The organism is Leptogranulimonas caecicola (genome assembly GCF_023168405.1).
Classification (GTDB): Bacteria; Actinomycetota; Coriobacteriia; order Coriobacteriales; family Atopobiaceae; genus Leptogranulimonas; species Leptogranulimonas caecicola.
Window position 1 is genome coordinate 1 of sequence record NZ_AP025285.1, and the last position, 17,506, is coordinate 17,506.

Genomic DNA, 17,506 nt, shown 5'->3' on the forward strand with positions numbered 1-17,506 from the left:
AAGTTTTCATCACCGGTGACCACTGAGCCACCTCATAGTTGTTACCGTTGCCAAGTTTTCAACATGGGCTTTATAATGGCCATCCTAGGAGAAGGACGGAGTGAAGTTCATGGATGTATTACAAGCCTCGGATGCCCGGCTTTTATGGGAGGACGCGCGTTCTATTTTGCAGTCCCAAGGGGCTACTGAGCAGCTTTTAAATCTCATGGCTTCCTGCAATCCTTTAGCGCTCGAAGACAGTCAGCTGCAGCTGAGCATCCCTTCGAGCTTTGCTAACAGGCTCTTAGAGCGCGAGCGAGACCAGGTAGAAAAGGCGTTGAGCCAGGCAGCCTTTGAGCCCACCACTTTCATGATTGCTGGGGCTCAAGCCTCGTCGCCGGCACCTTCCGCCCCAGAGCCCACCGTGAATACTGCGGCCGCTCAGCCTCAACCGACTTTCACTCCCGCTGCCACTCCCTCGCCTCTTCCGCAGACCCTCGCTTCATCTCCTGCAACCCTGCAGCCAGAGGCGCCGTCAAAGTTCAAGGCCAACCCCTCTTTTGGGGCTCAGACCTCGATGACCATGGAGCAGTGGCAGGCCTATCAGCGTCAGGCTTCTGTGGCCGAGACTCCTGCGCCCCCTCAACCTGCAGCAGCGCAGGTGACCGAGGCTGCACCTAAAAACCCGCTGGTAGAGATTGCGGCCGAGAAAGACGCCACCCTTACCTTCGACACTTTTGTGGAGGCCGAGGAAAACCGTTACGCCCTTCAGGCTGCAAAACAGGTGGCTAACGGCTCGCCCCAGTACAACCCCCTCTTCATCCACGGTAGCTCAGGCTTAGGTAAAACCCACCTGTTGCGTGCCATTCAAAACTACATTGCCGTGAACGACCCTTCCCGCCAATGCGTCTATCGCATCGCCACCGACTTTCGCGATGACTACGTCAAGGCTATGCAGGGAGACCGCTCGGTAAAAGATGCACTTACCCGCAATTACCAAAACATCGACGTGTTGATCTTAGATGACATCCAACATATCGCCAACGCCCAAGGAACCATGGAGTTCTTCTTCGATACGTTCAATTACCTGATGAGCAACGGCAAGCAAGTGATTCTAGCTGCCGACGTTCCACCCGCAGAGATTGGCATGGATGAGCGCTATTCCAGCCGCATGAGTCAGGGTTTCTCGGTAGCTATACATACACCTACCTTGGAATTCAAGCGAGTACTCATAGAGACGTTTTATGAGCGCATGCATGCAGAGGGCATTCCTGGCACCCTTACTCGCGACGATCTAACTCTTATGGCAGATAGGGCTGGAGGAAACATCCGCTCTATCCGGGCTTTTGTACAAGATTGCCTGCTGCGCTCCACCCATCAAGAAAACGGGCGCCTGGAGCCAGCCGACATCATGGCCGCTGCTGCAGAGCGTTGGTCCCGCGAAGGCCTTCATATCTCTATCGAGGACATCCAGTCGCTGGTGCAGAGCACATACTCGGTATCGCGGCAGGATTTAGTGTCCAACAAGCGCAATAAAGAGATCGCCCAGCCACGCCATATCGCCATTTGGCTTTCGCGCGAGCTCACCGACTCTACACTGCAAGAGATCGGGCGCCATTTTGGTGGCCGCACCCATGCCACAGTGAAGCATTCCATCGCCTGGGTGGAGGAGACCATGGAGACCGACAGGCTCTTTCAAGACCGCGTCAACCGCCTGCGCGATAGATTAGGAGGCTCATAAAACCCCAGGTAAATGCCCTGGAAACTCGATGAGGACTTTCTCGACATCCCAGGTGCGAAAACCCTGAGAATGATGTTCATAAACCGCATGTTTCTGTAGAGGATTTCCACGCGCTCTGAACTTCTGTAGAGAAAATCGAGAGTTTTAAACAGGGACGAATGTTCGCTTCACCGCAAGTACGCTGGGAAAACAGAGGTTTTGAACATATCAACATGTCCTACTAATTACTACTAATTATTTTTTATTTATAAGGAGATAGTAATGCGCTTTGACGTCAGCAAAACCACGCTCCAGGATGCTATCGCCATCGTCTCGAAGGCCACAGCCTCCGGCTCTACGCTCCCCATTCTCACCGGCATTCTTTTGAAGGCTGAGGAAGGCGAGCTTACGCTCCAGGCGACCGACTTGGATGTGTCGCTGCGCCACACCATTGCCGCCAACGTGCGCGAGTCTGGCTCTACCGTGGTCTCTGGCAAAATTCTGGCCAACCTGGTGAAAACCTTGCGCGGCTCCACTGTCTCCTTTGATTCCGATCACAATAGCATCCAGGTGAAATGCGGTAACTCCCGCTTCAATCTCAATACGCTCAACCCAGTGGATTTCCCTGAGTTCCCTCAGATCGATCCCGAGAAGAGTGTGACTCTGCCGGTGGACACCTTGGCCGACATGGTCAATCGCGTGTACAAGATGACTTCTAAAGACCTTTCTCATCCTATCTTGGGCGGCATCTACCTTACAGTGGATGAGAATCTGGTGCGTCTGGTGGCTACCGACTCCTACCGTTTGGCGGTCTGTGACACCAATGTAGAGACTTCTACGTTGACCGAGAGCTTCCAGGTGATCGTCTCTGGCAACGCGTTCCACGAGGCGCTCTCCACGTTCCCCTCTACCACCGATGACGGCAGCGCGGCAGAGGTGGTGTTGGGAGCCACTGATTCCCAAGTGAGCTTTAGGTGTGGCAATACCCTGTATGTGTCTCGCTGCATTGAGGGCAACTTCCCGGATTATCGCCAGCTTTTGCCCAGCTCCTGCACCACTTCGCTCACACCGCAGTTAGGGGAGTTGCAGGATGCGCTCAAATGCGTCTCGGTAATGACCACTCAGAACCCCCGCGTGCGCTTTGACGTGGATGTGGATGGTGCTCGAGTGACGCTCTCTGCGGTCAACGCCGACATGGGCGATGCGGTGGAGGTGTTGGAGGACATTGAAGTAGAGGGGCAGAACGTCTCCATTGGTCTCAATCATCGCTATGTCTCTGACTGCTTGGCAGCCCTGGGGGACCGCGAGACGGTGTCCATCGAGCTTTTGGGTGAAATGCAGCCGGCTATCTTCAAGTCCTATGGTAAGCCCAACTACTTGCAGCTCATCATGCCCACGAGGCTCTAGTCCATGGGTCTTGTGCTCTCCTGTGCCACCCTCCTAGATTGGCGCTGTGCTCAGTCGCTTGAACTGGAGTTCTCTCCGGCCATGACGGTGCTCGCGGGGCCTAATGCCTATGGCAAGACCAACACAGTGGAGGCGCTCCAGCTTTTGACGGCTGGAGTGTCCTTTCGCCATCCCTCTCCTCGCGACTTGGTGCGCCAAGGAGCTGAGGTAGCCAAGGCGTCAGCGCGCCTTGAAGGAGACGGGCGCCTGTTGGATATGGCGGTGATTGCCAGTGAGAGCTCACGACGTTTCACGAGAAACGGTAAGGCGGTGCGTCCCTCAGAGATTCCGGGAACTCTGCTGTCTGTGCTCTTTAATCCTGATGACCTAGGGCTTGTAAAGGGGTCTGCCTCTGCACGCCGCGATGAGGTGGATGCCTTTGGCTCCCAGGCATCCCGAGCCTTTGCTCAGGTGGTGAAGACTTACAAGCGTTCCATCGAGCAGCGCAACCGGCTGCTCAAAGAGTCCCAGGTGGATATGGATCTCCTGGATGCCTGGGATGCTTCGGTGGCTGTGGGCGCCGGGACGCTGCTCTACCATCGCACGAGCCTGTTGGCGCGATTGGGCGAGCTGGTGTCTGGGGCTCATGAGGCAGTGGCTCCAGAGCGGCTGATCATTCGCTATGAGTCCAGCTTGGGGCCCTTGGAGGCAGGTTCTTCTCGGCAGGACCTCATCGAGCAGATGGCAGAGGCTCTCAAGGAATCTCGAGTCGAGGACCTACGCCGAGGGTTTACCACCAAAGGACCTCAGCGAGATGATATTGGCTTTGAGTTGGATGGTCGGCCATTGCGCACCTTTGGGAGTCAAGGCCAACAGCGCACGGCGGTATTGGCCTGGAAGATGGCACAGGTGCGCTTTGCCCAGGAGGTGTTAGGACAAACGCCGCTTCTGCTTTTGGATGACGTCATGAGCGAGTTGGACGCCCATAGGCGCAAAGCGGTGAACGGACTGGTGGGCCAAGGAGTGCAGACAGTGGTCACCACTACGCACTTGGGCTATTTTGACCCGCAAATGCTGGCAGATGCGGCGGTGATCGAGTTTACGGGGAAGGGGGTTGCCCATGGAGTGGAGCGACGGCACCAACGAAGATCCGGAAGCTCTTGCGACCTATAGGCCCATGAGCGCCGTCTTGACTGGCTGCATGCAGTCGTTAGGTTATAAGTCTGGCAAGGTAAGCGCTGGTTGGGCGTGGAACAAAATCGCTGGCCCACGCGGTCGAGCCCATACCCGGGGCGTCTTCTTGCAAACTCAGGCAGCGCCTCGGCTGCCTCTGTTGCGCGTGTACCTGGACTCCTCGGTGCTCATTCAGGACTTCTCTACCGATCACTTGCTGTTCGAGCAGCGTCTCTCAGAAGTAGGACTCCCGGTAGAGCGCGTGGTGTTTCAGCTCTCTCGAACTGTGGGGGCTGCCCCACAAAATGGGGCTGAGGTGGCTATGGGCTTCTCGGCAGGAAAAAGAGCCGAGAAGCCCATATCATCCCAACCTGTGCCTTTAGAGTCGCTGCCGCCTTTGAGCGAGGAACAAAAGCAGTGGGCGGCTCTGATGACTTCAGGGCTTGATGGGGAACTGCGCGAAGCAGCGGTCAAAGCTATGGAAGCGAGTCTGCGGCGGTCGCAAAGAGAGCTCGAAGGATAGAGGAGCCTCAAAAGCTTTGATGGCGGCTTACATATTTATGGCTGTCAAAGACATTGAGCCGCTGTGAGCGCCACAAAAACGTAATAGGTATGGGGGATGGCATAGAGGGCTAATCGTGGCTACTAGATGCCTTCTGGTGCCCCTAGTGGCAAATGGCGGCCACAACCATTAAAATTGGTAAGTTCGACTTGTTGGAAAACGCGAAGGGAGCCCTGTGGCCAAAAAGCATGAGTATGATGGGTCTGAGATCAAGATCCTCGAAGGCCTGGAGGCAGTGCGCAAGCGCCCAGGCATGTATATTGGCTCTACCAGTGCCTCGGGTTTGCATCACCTGGTCTATGAGGTGGTCGACAACTCGGTAGACGAGGCGCTGGCCGGCTTTTGTACCAAGATTTTGGTAACAATACACCCGGATAACTCGGTGACGGTAGTGGACAATGGCCGAGGCATTCCTATCGACAAGCACCCTCAGCGCAAGATTCCTACACTTGAAGTAGTGCTTACCGTGCTTCATGCCGGCGGCAAGTTTGACAACAATGCCTATAAGGTCTCTGGCGGCCTTCATGGCGTGGGTATCTCGGTAGTGAACGCGCTTTCCAAGAAAGTGGTGGTGCAGGTCAAACGCGACGGCAACATCTATGAGATGGCGTTCTCCCGCGGCAAGACCACCGAGAAGATGAAGGTCGTGGGCAAGGCCAAGGGCACCGGCACCACGGTGACCTTCTGGCCTGACGACGAGATCTTCGAGACCTGCGTCTTCAACTACGACACCCTGCGAGACCGCATGCAGGAGATGGCGTTTTTGAACCGCAACTTAAGGATCGTGCTCACCGACGAGCGCGAGGAGACCCCTCGTGTCGACGAGTTTTGCTACTCCGGCGGCATCATCGACTTCGTAAAGTTCTTGAACGACGGCAAGGAGCTGGTAGGGGATATCAAGACCCCCATCTACATGAGCGGCTCTGCCGACACCGACGACCCTGCCAAGATGGGCGAGGTCGAGGTGGCTCTCCAGTGGAACAGCGGCTATGGCGAGAACGTCATGAGCTTCGCCAACAACATCTACACCCCCGAGGGCGGCATGCACCTCGAGGGCTTCCGCACGGCCCTCACCCGCGTGATCAACGACTACGCCCGCAAGGCCAACATCCTCAAGGACAAGGACAAGAACCTCGAGGGCTCCGACGTCCGCGAGGGCCTCTGCGCAGTGATCTCGGTCAAGCTGGGCGATCCTCAGTTCGAGGGTCAGACCAAGGCTAAGCTGGGCAGCTCCTACATGAAGCCGCTGGTAATGAAGACGGTGGCCCAGGGCTTTGCCGAGTATTTGGAAGAGCATCCCAAGCAAGCCCGCGCCATTGTGAACAAGGCTTCCTCGGCCGCTAAAGCGCGTCAGGCTGCCCGCAAGGCCCGCGAGGCCACTCGCCGCAAGGGTCTGCTGGAAAGCGCGTCGCTTCCCGGCAAGCTGGCAGACTGCTCGGTGCGCGACCCGGCGATGACCGAGCTGTTCATTGTAGAGGGTGACTCCGCAGGAGGCTCGGCCAAGATGGCCCGAGACCGCTCCACCCAGGCCATCTTGCCTTTGCGCGGCAAGATTTTGAATGTTGAGCGCGTAGGGCCTAGCCGTGCGCTCTCCGCCGAGACCATCCAAAGCCTCATCACCGCCATTGGCACCGGTGTGGGCGATGACTTTGACATTTCCAAGGCGCGCTACCACAAGATCGTGATCATGACCGACGCCGACGTCGACGGCGCCCACATCCGCATCCTACTGCTCACGTTCTTCTACCGCTACATGCGTCCCATGATCGACGCCGGCTACATCTTCATTGCACAGCCTCCGTTGTTCCAGCTGATCCCCAAGGGTCGCAAGAAGGGCGAGTACATCTATACCGACGAAGAGCTGGCACTGCAGGTAAAAGGCTTGGAAAAGGGCTATAAAGTCCAGCGCTACAAGGGCCTCGGCGAGATGGACCCCGAGCAGCTATGGGAGACCACCATGGAGCCTAAGAATCGTATCTTGCTCCAGGTTGGCATTGACGACGCGGCTGCTGCCGAGCGCACGGTATCCGACCTTATGGGCACCCAGGTGGAAAAGCGCCGCGAGTTCATTCAGCGCCGTGCCAAAGATGCACGCTTCTTGGACATTTAGACAGAGAGGTTTGACCTGTGGCAGATAACAAACGACCCGGCGATGGCGGGTTTGACGACGAGTTGGACTCCGGCGTCAACGAAGGCGATCTCTTTGAGGACGACGAGGTGCGCGAGGGTGCGGTAGGCCCCAACGACGACGTCGAGCTCGACGATCCCGAGGATAGCTCTGACTCTGACGACAATATTGACTATGATCTCACCGTGGAAGAAGACGGCGATGAGATGGGGGTGGAGCTCGATTCCATTGGCGACTCCACCACCGGCCTTCTGGCCGATGAGGGCGGCTCCCGCCTGGACCTTACCGACATTCACGGGGGAACCCTGAAACCCATCGACCTTCCCAGTGAGATGCAGACCAGCTTCATCGAGTATTCCATGTCGGTCATCGTGGCCCGCGCCTTGCCTGATGTGCGCGACGGCTTGAAGCCTGTGCACCGCCGCATCCTCTACGCCATGCTGGACTCCGGCGTGCTTCCCACCAAGCCTCACAAAAAGAGTGCCTGGACGGTGGGCGAGGTTATCGGCAAGTATCATCCCCATGGAGACTCAGCGGTCTACGACGCTATGGTGCGCCTGGCCCAGGACTTCTCCATGTCGGTGCCTCTTATCGACGGCCATGGCAACTTTGGCTCTGTGGATGGTGACCCCGCCGCTGCCATGCGTTACACCGAGAGTCGCCTGGCAAAGCCTGCCATGGAGCTTCTGCGCGACCTCAACGACGACACAGTTGACTGGCAGCCCAACTACGACGAGTCCATCATGGAGCCCGCCGTGCTGCCTAGCCGTTTCCCCAACCTGCTGGTCAACGGCTCGTCGGGCATCGCGGTAGGCATGGCCACCAACATCACCCCTCACAACCTGGGCGAGGCTATCGACGCCACCTGCATGATGATCGATAATCCAGATGCCACGGTGGACGAGCTCATGAGCGTCATGCCTGGCCCGGACTTTCCCACCGGCGCCGTCATTATGGGTGCCGAGGGCATCCGCGATTCCTATGAGACCGGCCGCGGCTCCATCTGCGTGCGTGCCAAGGCTCATGTGGAGAAGATCAAGGGCAACCGCCAGCGCATCGTCATCACCGAGATCCCCTATCAGGTGAACAAGGGTCTACTCCAAGAGAAAATCGCCAAGTTGGTGAACGACAAGGTGATCGAGGGTATCTCAGACATGCGCGACGAGACCAACCGCAAGGGCATGCGCTTGGTCATCGACCTCAAAACCAATGTGGTGCCCGAGGTGGTGCTCAACAACCTTTATAAGCACACCCAGCTCCAAACCACCTTTGGCGCCATCAATATCGCCCTGGTAGACGGTGTCCCCAAGACCCTCACCCTGCGCGAGATGATTGGCCACTACATCGACCACCAGGTAGACGTGGTGACTCGTCGTACGCAGTACCGTCTCAAGAAGGCTCAAAAGGAGCTGCACGTACGTGAGGGCCTGCTTATCGCAGTGGACAACATCGATGAGGTCGTCCACATCATCCGCAGCTCCTACTCCGACGCCGAGGTGCGCGAGCGCTTCAACGAGCGCTTTGGCCTGGACGAGGTTCAGTCCAACGCCATTCTTGAGATGCGCTTGAAGCGCCTCACCGGCTTGGAGCGCGAGAAGCTGGTGGCAGACATCGAGCGTCTCAAAGAGGAGATCGCCTATCTGGAGAGCCTCTTGGCAGATCGCACCAAGCTTCTGGGTGTCATCAAGGATGAGATGCGCGAGATCAAGGATAAGTACGCTCGCCCTCGCCGCACCACCATCTCCAATGCGCCCATCACGCTCAACGTGGAGGATCTCATCGCCGACGAGGATATGGTCATCACCATCACCCACGCCGGCTATATCAAGCGCACCCCCGTGGCCGATTACCGCTCTCAAAAGCGTGGCGGCAAAGGCGTGCAGGGAGTCTCCCTCAAAGACAACGACTTTGTGGAGGAGCTCTTTGTAGCCTCCACCCACGACTATATTCTCTTCTTTACCAACCTGGGAAAGGTCTACCGCCTGAAGGTGCACGAGCTGCCCGTTGGCAGCCGCACTGCCAAAGGAACCCCGCTGGTAAACCTGCTGGATCTGGCTGATGGCGAGCACGCCACCTCGGTCTTTACCACCAGCGACTTCCCTGAGAGCGAGTATCTCATGTTTGCCACCGCCAAGGGCAATGTGAAGAAGACGGCGCTCTCTGCCTATGACCGCACCCGTCGCGACGGCATGATCGCCATCAAGCTCAATGAGGGTGATCAGCTGGTCACCGTGCGTCGCGTCAAGGCGGGTGAGAAGGTTATCCTCACCTCCTCTGCCGGCAAGACCATCCTCTTCGACGAGTCCAAGGTGCGCCCCATGGGCCGTGCGGCCGCTGGCGTCAAGGGCATCGACCTCAAGGGCGATGCCTCCATGCTGGGCATGGAAGTCTCCAATGGCAAGGGAGACCTCTTTGTCATTACCGAGAAAGGTTACGGCAAGCGCACGCCTGTCTCTGAGTACACCGAGCACAACCGCGGCGGTCAGGGCATCTTCACCATCCAGATGACCGCCAAGAAGGGTGATCTGGCTTCTGTCAAGGTGGTGGGCCCGCAGCACGAGCTCATGATCATGAGTCAGGAAGGCACTGTCATCCGCCTTAAGACCGCCGAGATCTCCCAGCTAGGCCGTGCCACTCAAGGCGTGAAGATCATGAACGTCTCAGATGGAGACAGGATCACCTCGGTGGCCCGTATGGTTGCCGGCAAAGCCAAGGCCAAGAAGAAGGACGACGGCCAGGCGACCCTCTCGCTCACTATCGAGGATCCCTCGGCAGAGGACGAGTCCATCGACGTGGGTGGCGAGGAGTTCTACGACGAGTCGATCCTTGGGGATGACGAGGAATAGCTCTTATCGGCAGCAATGACCGTTGAGGCACGCCTGGGCTTCTTTAATGAGGGTCGGGCGTGCTTTCTTAATTTAGGGATTAGCACTTGGTGTAGGCTAATCAGTCATAATTGGTATAGACCGGGGAGGAGGGTGCTATGACGATGATTCGCGTAGATATCGAGACAGTGGTTATTGGCAATGGCCCCATGGCCTCCCTGGTGGTGCTCAAGCCGCGCAACAGCGGTTCACGCGCCTATGAGCCGCTGCCTATTCGCATTGGCATGATGGAGGCCTCGGCCATCGGTATGGGAGTGGAGAACCCGCATTCCGACCGCCCTATGACCCATGACCTCTTACAGACCGCCATTCATGAGTTGGGTGCAACTATCACCAGCGTGGCCATCGTGGGCGTGGAGGGCACCACGTTTTTTGCCGAGATAAACCTCACCTCTAAAGCCGGATATCATCTGTCGCTGGATGCTCGGCCAAGCGATGCGTTGGCATTGGCAGTACGTGCCAAAAGCCCTATCTTTGTGGCTGAGTCTGTGATGGCCACTGCCAGCTACCCGGACTTTGATGCAGTGAAGCGCGATCAGGACAGGCTTGATTTGGAAGCCTTTGACCGCTTTATCGACTCGCTTTCGCCAGAGGATTTCAGGGCTGCTCCGGGGGCTGCCCCAGGCAAGCAAAGCTAGGCAAGCTTTTGGGTGGCCAGGGGTTTTGTGGTGAGTTTATCGGTGAAAAATACCTCTTGACGCACCCTAAGAACGCCATTAGTATTGGTTCTTGCGTTGGGCCCATAGCTCAGTTGGTCAGAGCGTCCGGCTGATAACCGGGAGGTCACAAGTTCGAACCTTGTTGGGCCCACCATCTTTTCTGCGAATAACCGCCCCAGCGTGGCCGAGTCGCCGCTGGGGCGGTTATTAATACGCGGGGACGTAGCTCAGCTGGGAGAGCGCGGGCTTTGCAAGCCTGAGGTCGTGGGTTCGATCCCCATCGTCTCCACCAGACATTTACGAGGTCAACCAAGGTATTTGGTTGACCTTTTTTCTTTGAACATCAGAAGGACGCCAATCTACCTCCCTTCCGGTTGTTTACAGATATGAGGGGACACTGCTGCGACATAGCCCTGTAACCTATGAGCGCTAGCCTGAGGTTGGATACGTTTGGTCTTCCTTGGTATCTTTCCCTGCATCCTTTGGGAGAAGGTGTGGGGATCTCATTGTCCGCTTTACGGCCATCTCTTGAGTTAAGGGAAGTGGCCAGGCATTGCTATGGAGTGTTGTCTATGCATAAAACCAAGGGTTTAGGAAGGTTGGCGCAGCTGGTCTGCCTTGTGATGGCAGTCTTTTGCGCGCTCTCTTTGGCAGCCCCGGTGCCTGCGTTGGCAGACGTGGAGTCTGTGAAAGGCAAAACCTATCGCATTACCACCGACACTACCTTCGCCCCCTTCGAATATCGCGATTCCAACGGCGACTTGGTGGGCATCGACATGGACCTCATCCGCGCCATCGCCGAGGAGGAGGGTTTCAACGTGCAGATCGAGTCGCTGGGATTCAATGCCGCCATGGTGGCCACTGAGTCCGGCAACTCCGATATGACCATTGCCGGCGCTTCCATCACCGACGAACGCAAGCAAACCTATGACTTCTCTGACCCCTACTTTGACTCCGGCGTGCTTATGGCGGTGCCCGAGTCCTCCGACATCACGGGCTATCAGGATCTCAAAGGCAAGAAAGTCGTGGTGAAGACCGGCACCGAGGGTGAGACTTTTGCCAAGTCCATTCAGGATCAATATGGCTTCGACATCGTCTCGGTAGATCAAACCTCCACCATGGTGCAGATGCTCCAGGCCGGCCAGGCCGATGCCATGTTCGACGACTATCCCATCATCGCCTATGGCATCGCGCAGGGCAACGGCATGAAGTCGGTGACCCAAAAAGAGGCAGGCAACTCCTACGGGGCCGTGGTGGCCAAGGGCAAGAATCAAGACTTGCTCCAGGCTTTCAACGAGGGTCTGGCCAAACTCAAGGCCGATGGCCGCTACGACCAGATCATGGAGAAGTATCTGGGCGATAACGCCACCAAGGCAGAGCAAACCAGCTTCTTTGGCCTGCTGCAGCAGAGTGCGCCCGCACTTCTTACGGGCGTGAAAAACACTCTGCTGGTCACGGTAGTGGCCTTTGCAGGCGCTCTGGTGCTGGGCATCCTCTTTGGTCTCATGAAGATCTCCGGCTCCAAGATTCTTCGCGCCATCGCTTCCTTCTATGTATGGCTCTTCCGCGGCACTCCGCTACTCATCTGGGCGTTCTTCTTCTACTTCGCCTTGCCTCAGGTTGCCGGCGTCAAACTCTCGGTCTTTGCGGTAGGCGCGCTGGCGCTGGCGCTCAACGCCGGTTCCTACATCACCGAGATCGTCCGCGGCGCCATCCAGTCTGTGGACCCGGGCCAAACCGAAGCCGCCCGCTGCCTGGGCTGCTCTTCTAGCCTCACCATGCGCGCCATCGTGTTTCCTCAGGCCGCTAAGATCGCCACGCCTTCCCTCATCAACCAGCTCATCATCATGGTGAAGGACTCCTCGATCCTTCTGGCCATCGGCTTTGGCGAGCTGCTCTACCAGGCGCAGCAGATCTATGCCGCCAACCTGCGCGTGAGCGAGGTGCTCTTCATTGTCGCCATGTTCTACCTAGTGACCATCTCGCTGCTCACCATGCTTGCCAACTGGGCCACAAGGAGGTTCTCCGAAAATGGCTAATACCACCTCTACCGAGAAGACCAATCCCCAAGCCTCGATGGCTGCCGCAGCTCCTGAGGCTGCAGCTACCGAGAAGCCCATCATCCAGGTGGTGGACCTTCATAAGTCATTTGGCGACAACCAGGTGTTGGACGGCATTAATCTGGATGTGTGTAAAGGTGAGGTTATCACCATCATCGGACCCTCAGGTTCCGGCAAATCCACTCTGCTGCGCTGCCTCAACGCGCTGGAGCAGCCCACTTCGGGCCAGGTGATCTTTGATGGGTTGAACCTCATGGCCCCTGACGTGGATATCGATGCGGTGCGCTGCCGCATTGGCATGGTCTTTCAACACTTCAACCTCTTCCCTCATATGAGCGTATTGGAAAACATCACCTTTGCCCCCATGCACAACCTTGGGCTCACTCAACAAGAGGCTGAGGATCGCGCCCGCACCCTCCTTGAGGACGTGGGCCTTGCCGAAAAGGCAGATGTCAAACCCAGCTCTCTTTCTGGCGGTCAAAAGCAGCGTGTGGCCATCGCTCGTGCCCTGGCCATGCGCCCCGAGGTATTGCTTTTCGACGAGGCCACCAGCGCTCTGGACCCTGAGATGGTCAAAGATGTCTTAGACATCATGCGTCGTTTGGCCGACGAGGGTGACACCATGATCGTGGTCACCCATGAAATGGGCTTTGCTCGCGAGGTTTCCGACCGCGTGATCTTCACCGAGGGAGGACATATCGACTGTCAGGGCACCCCCGAGGAGCTCTTTGAGAACCCGCCCACCGAGCGCCTTCGCGAGTTCCTTTCCAAGGTGCTCTAACCTCACACCTTGCTCGCTCGCCACTTCTCTCGCATCCCTTTGCCGCCTTTTGATCTCTCAGGTCAAGGGGCGGCTTTTCTTAGCAAAGTAAGCTGATGTACCCCCGCCGAGGAACCCTTCCATGACTGCTAGAGAGCCTAGTCTTCTTGAGGTAACTCGGCAGTGGGTATCAAGATGTTGAGCGAATAGGTGGAAAACTCCGTTTTGATGGAGCAGTAACCGCCATACTTCTCGGTAGCTAGCTTGATGGATTGCGTGCCAAAGCCGTGGCTGCCGGCACCGACCTTCAGCTCACCTCCCGAGCCGACGTGGTCTTACTGTGCCTAGGCCTGGACGAGATCCGGGAGACCGAGGGCGCCGAGCGCCAAGACATGTGCCTGGCCGCTTCCCAGGTCGCCCTGGTGAGCCAGCTGGCGGCCGTGAGCCCCAATATGGCCGTGAGCCCCAATATTGTGGTGCTCTTGTCGGCGGGGGCTCCCGTGGAGACGGGCTGGGACAAAGACGTCAAGGCGCTGGTCCACCTATGCCTGGGTGGTCAAGCAGGGGCTCGCGCGGCCTTGGACGTGGTCTGCGGGTTGGTGAACCCCTCGGGCAAGCTGGCCGAGACCTGGCCCCATGCCCTGGCCGACACCGCTACCGCAGGCTCCTATCCTGCCGAGAAGAAGCACGCCCTCTATAAAGAGGCTCTGTACGTGGGTTATCGCATCTTCGACAGCGCGCAGGTGAATGTGGCCTATCCCTTTGGCTTTGGCTTGTCCTATACCACCTTTGACTATTCAGATCTGCAAGTGGAAGTGCAAGATGGGTCAGACCCGCAGGTAAAGGTGTCGTGCGCTGTTGCCAACACGGGACCTGTGGTCGGAGCCGAGGTGGTGCAGCTCTACGTGGCAAAGCCTGAGGGCGATGTCTTTAGGCCGGCCCAAGAGATTCGCGCCTTTGACGAGGTGGTGCTGGAGCCGGGGCAGAGCGCGCGGGTGGGCTTTGAGATGTCTGGCCGCGACTTTGCCTACTACCACGTGGGAAACTCGGAATGGGAGATCGAAGGCGGCACGTACGAGCTGCGGGTTTCTGCCTCCTCGCGGGATGTGCGCCTTAGGGCCGCCGTTGAGCTTTCTGGTACCGGCGCGGCCAACCCCTATGAGGGCCTGGATGTGGAGGTCTACAAGCGCGCCCAGGTGAGCCGGGCCTCAGACGAGGCCTTTGCGGCCATCCTAGGTCACCGGGGCCCTCAAAGCCGCTGCTACAGAGGTCGGCGCCAGGTCTCACGCACCCCAGGACACCTCAATGCAACGGCACGGATCGATACGGGCTTCTCGGCAGCAAGATGCGCCGGGAGGCCCGTTTTCCATGGAGGGGCGCGGGCGGCAGGGTGCCCCCGGGGCCTCAGGAAACCCCGCTGCTTTATGGGGATTTGTGGCAGGAGGTGTAGCTGGGGCTCCATGGGTTTAACGTAGGTTGGTTAGTGTTGATGTGTCTTAGAGGGGGTCTCATGATCAGCCCAGAGCTCGACGAGCTCTCCTGCAACCTCATTGGCGAAGCGCTGGACGTGCTGGCCGCGGGGGATCTCTTGGGAGTGGTGGCCTCGGTGCTCGATGGCCAGGGCAACCGTGTGACCTGCGCTTTTGAAGACGACGGCGAAGACGTGTGCCTGGAGGCCGCCCACAAGTGGGTGAAAGACCTGGCCACAGGCGCCCGCACTGAGCCGCAGCTGGGTGCCCCCATGTGTTATGCCATTTGCTTCTCCGGTGCCGTAGACACCGGCGACGGCTTTGCCGATGCGCTCATGTGCGAATTTGGGGATAAAGACCCTGGGCCTGATTATTCGGCGTTTTTGCTGGTACAGGGTACTGGCGAAAGCTTTTCCTGGAGCGACCCCGCTCCGGCGGGCGAGCTGCCCAGCCTACTTTAGCAACAGGCTGCGCCTTTGCGCAGATCTCGGTGGCCTGTCCTCTGGGCCTACCTTGAGTTTTCCTCTCCATCATGAAAGTGAGTCCTATGCTGCAAGAGAACCTGCGAAACGTTGCCATTATCGCCCACGTCGACCATGGCAAGACCACGCTGGTGGACAAGCTGCTGCGCGCAACCGATGCCTTCAGGGCAAACCAGCAGGTAGAAGATCGTATTCTCGACTCCAATGACCAGGAGCGCGAGCGCGGCATCACCATTTTGGCTAAAAATATCTCCATCGAGTACAAGGGCGTGAAGATCAACGTCATCGACACCCCGGGCCACGCAGACTTTGGCGGCGAGGTGGAGCGCGTGCTGCGCATGGCAGACTCGGCCCTGCTTTTGGTGGACGCCTTCGAGGGCCCCATGCCCCAGACTCGCTTCGTGCTGCGCCATGCCATCGACGCAGGCCTGGCTATCATGATCGTGGTGAACAAGATCGACCGCCCGGGCGCGCGCCCTGAGGAGGTAGTGAACGACTCCCTGGACCTCATGATGGATCTAGGCGCTACCGACGAGCAGCTGGAATTTGCCATGGAGCACGTGGTCTATGCCAGCGCGGTGAACGGCTGCGCCCGCTTGGATCCCGCCGACGACAACGACAACATGTACCCCCTGCTGGACATGATCGTGGACTGCCTGCCGGCCCCCGACTGCGACCCCGACGGCCCTCTGGCCATGCAGTGCGTCACTGTGGACCACTCCAGCTACGTGGGCCGCATCGGCATTGGTCGCGTCTACTCGGGCACCATCCATGTCGGCGAGCAGATCCTGGTGGTAAAAAACGACGGCAGCCGCGCCATGGCCTGCGCCAAGCAGCTCTTCACCTTCGACTACCTGGGCCGCACCGAGTGCCAAGAGATCAAAGCCGGCGATATTGGCGCAGTGGTGGGCATCGACCACACCGACATCGGCGACGTCTACACCGACCCCGCCAATCCTGTGGAGCTGGACCCCATCGAGATCGACCCGCCCACCCTGGCCGTGGTCTTCGAGGCTTCCACTTCGCCTTTGGTGGGCCGCGAGGGTGACATCGTGGGCGGCCGTCAGCTCAAAGAGCGCCTCATGCGCGAGGCCGAGAACAACGTCACCATGCGCATCGAGGAGCTGGGCGACAAGACCGGCATCGAGGTAGCTGGCCGCGGCATCCTGCACCTCTCCGTCCTCATGGAGGCCATGCGCCGCGAAGGCTTCGAGTTCCAGGTGGGCCGCCCCCGCGTGCTCTTCAAGGAGGACGAGCATGGCCACCGCCTAGAGCCCGTCGAGCTGGCCGTGGTGGAGACCCCCAACGAGTACTCCGGCAAGGTTATCGAGGTCTTTGGCGATGCCGGCGGCACCATGACCAACATGCAGTCCGGCGAGACTCACACGCACCTGGAGTTCAAGATCCCCACCCGAGGCATCATGGGCCTCAAGAACCGCATCTTGAACGTCACTCACGGCGAGGGCATCTTCTACCACACCTTCTCCGAGTACGGCCCCTACGCCGGCGAGCTGGGCCAGCGCAACAATGGCGCCATGATCTCCATGGCCACCGAGAAGGCCGTGGCCTACGCCCTTGGCACCCTCCAGGAGCGCGGCACTATGTTTGTGGGGCCGGGCGACGAATGCTACGAGGGCATGCTGGTGGGCGAGCGCTCCAAGCCCGGCGACATGGTGGTCAACGTGGCGCGTACCAAATCTTTGGGCAACCAGCGCTCCTCTACCGCCGACATCGCCGTCCAGCTCACCCCGCCCCGCACCTTCTCCCTGGAAGAGGCACTGGAGTACATCATGGACGACGAGCTGGTGGAGATCACCCCCAAGAGCATCCGCATGCGCAAGCGCATCCTGGACACCATCGAACGCAAGAAGGACAACGTGCGCCGAGGACGCGTGAACAAGCTCAACTAAGGGGGCTGTGGCGCGGCACACAACGCGGCGGGCTGCGGGGCGAGTTGCGGCCCATGTCGCAGTCAACGTGCCGCAGCTGCGTATAACGCTTGCAAGCAAAAAGGGCGCCGACTCCGGTCGACGCCCTTTTTGCATCTCTTGGGTATGAGGGAACGCGAGCAGCCCGCAGTAGGTGGGCCTCTCGGCAGGGTTGGGATGGCATGGAGTCACAACGCGGTCTCGTGCAACGGGCGGCGGCCCGTGACCCTGCTGGCATAAGTTACACCTAATAGGCAGAATTTCTGCCACAAAGCCCCTCTAGTAGGCAGATTGGGGGCGAATCTGCCTACTTCC

The 17,506-nt window shown here is 58.5% G+C and carries 13 protein-coding genes and 2 tRNA genes; 14 read left to right on the forward strand and 1 reads right to left on the reverse strand.

The genetic code is table 11. From position 1 onward, the window contains the following. Positions 1-109: 109 nt before the first annotated feature. The 11 genes from OR601_RS00005 (at position 110) to OR601_RS00055 (ending at position 13,333) form a co-directional block, all read left to right on the forward strand. Positions 110-1,720: a chromosomal replication initiator protein DnaA gene (locus OR601_RS00005; RefSeq protein WP_265591741.1), complete on the forward strand. Its 1,611-nt coding sequence runs from the start codon at positions 110-112 to the stop codon at positions 1,718-1,720. Between the two features lie 261 nt (positions 1,721-1,981). Further along, a complete protein-coding gene (dnaN, locus tag OR601_RS00010) occupies positions 1,982-3,106 on the forward strand; it encodes a DNA polymerase III subunit beta (protein WP_265591742.1) in 1,125 nt (374 codons plus the stop codon). Between the two features lie 3 nt (positions 3,107-3,109). Then, on the forward strand, positions 3,110-4,258 hold the full coding sequence (recF, locus tag OR601_RS00015; RefSeq protein WP_265591743.1) for a DNA replication/repair protein RecF: 1,149 nt from the start codon (positions 3,110-3,112) through the stop codon (positions 4,256-4,258). Further along, positions 4,206-4,781: a hypothetical protein gene (locus OR601_RS00020; protein WP_265591744.1), complete on the forward strand. Its 576-nt coding sequence runs from the start codon at positions 4,206-4,208 to the stop codon at positions 4,779-4,781. Before recF ends, OR601_RS00020 begins: the two co-directional genes overlap by 53 nt. Positions 4,782-4,995: 214 nt before the next feature. After that, positions 4,996-6,930, forward strand: a complete 1,935-nt coding sequence (gene gyrB, locus OR601_RS00025; RefSeq protein WP_136011749.1) for a DNA topoisomerase (ATP-hydrolyzing) subunit B — start codon at positions 4,996-4,998, stop codon at positions 6,928-6,930. A gap of 17 nt (positions 6,931-6,947) precedes the next feature. Further along, positions 6,948-9,794 carry a DNA gyrase subunit A gene (gene gyrA, locus OR601_RS00030; RefSeq protein WP_407658175.1) on the forward strand — a complete coding sequence of 949 codons (2,847 nt, stop codon included), beginning with the start codon at positions 6,948-6,950 and terminating at the stop codon, positions 9,792-9,794. 137 nt (positions 9,795-9,931) lie between these two features. Further along, positions 9,932-10,471 carry a bifunctional nuclease family protein gene (locus OR601_RS00035; RefSeq protein WP_265591745.1) on the forward strand — a complete coding sequence of 180 codons (540 nt, stop codon included), beginning with the start codon at positions 9,932-9,934 and terminating at the stop codon, positions 10,469-10,471. Between the two features lie 98 nt (positions 10,472-10,569). Beyond that, positions 10,570-10,646: transfer RNA gene (locus tag OR601_RS00040), tRNA-Ile, on the forward strand. Positions 10,647-10,708: 62 nt separating this feature from the next. Beyond that, positions 10,709-10,784, forward strand: a tRNA-Ala gene (locus OR601_RS00045). 280 nt (positions 10,785-11,064) lie between these two features. Then, on the forward strand, positions 11,065-12,531 hold the full coding sequence (locus OR601_RS00050; RefSeq protein ID WP_265591746.1) for an ABC transporter substrate-binding protein/permease: 1,467 nt from the start codon (positions 11,065-11,067) through the stop codon (positions 12,529-12,531). Then, positions 12,524-13,333: an amino acid ABC transporter ATP-binding protein gene (locus tag OR601_RS00055; protein WP_323373077.1), complete on the forward strand. Its 810-nt coding sequence runs from the start codon at positions 12,524-12,526 to the stop codon at positions 13,331-13,333. The genes OR601_RS00050 and OR601_RS00055 overlap by 8 nt, the downstream gene beginning before the upstream one ends. A gap of 137 nt (positions 13,334-13,470) precedes the next feature. On the opposite strand, the gene OR601_RS08660 is transcribed toward OR601_RS00055, so the two are convergent. Beyond that, entirely contained in the window at positions 13,471-13,623 is a 153-nt protein-coding gene (locus OR601_RS08660; RefSeq protein WP_369945819.1) for a GHKL domain-containing protein, read from the reverse strand. Between OR601_RS08660 and OR601_RS00060 the strand changes: the two genes are divergently transcribed. From OR601_RS00060 to typA, 3 genes are all read left to right on the forward strand, one after another. Then, complete coding sequence (locus tag OR601_RS00060; protein ID WP_265591747.1) at positions 13,600-14,787, forward strand: glycoside hydrolase family 3 C-terminal domain-containing protein; 1,188 nt, start codon at positions 13,600-13,602, stop codon at positions 14,785-14,787. The two genes, OR601_RS08660 and OR601_RS00060, sit on opposite strands and share 24 nt — an antisense overlap. A gap of 35 nt (positions 14,788-14,822) precedes the next feature. Continuing rightward, positions 14,823-15,242: a hypothetical protein gene (locus OR601_RS00065; RefSeq protein WP_265591748.1), complete on the forward strand. Its 420-nt coding sequence runs from the start codon at positions 14,823-14,825 to the stop codon at positions 15,240-15,242. Positions 15,243-15,328: 86 nt separating this feature from the next. Beyond that, entirely contained in the window at positions 15,329-17,173 is a 1,845-nt protein-coding gene (gene typA, locus OR601_RS00070; RefSeq protein WP_265591749.1) for a translational GTPase TypA, read from the forward strand. The last annotated feature ends 333 nt before the right edge of the window (positions 17,174-17,506 follow it).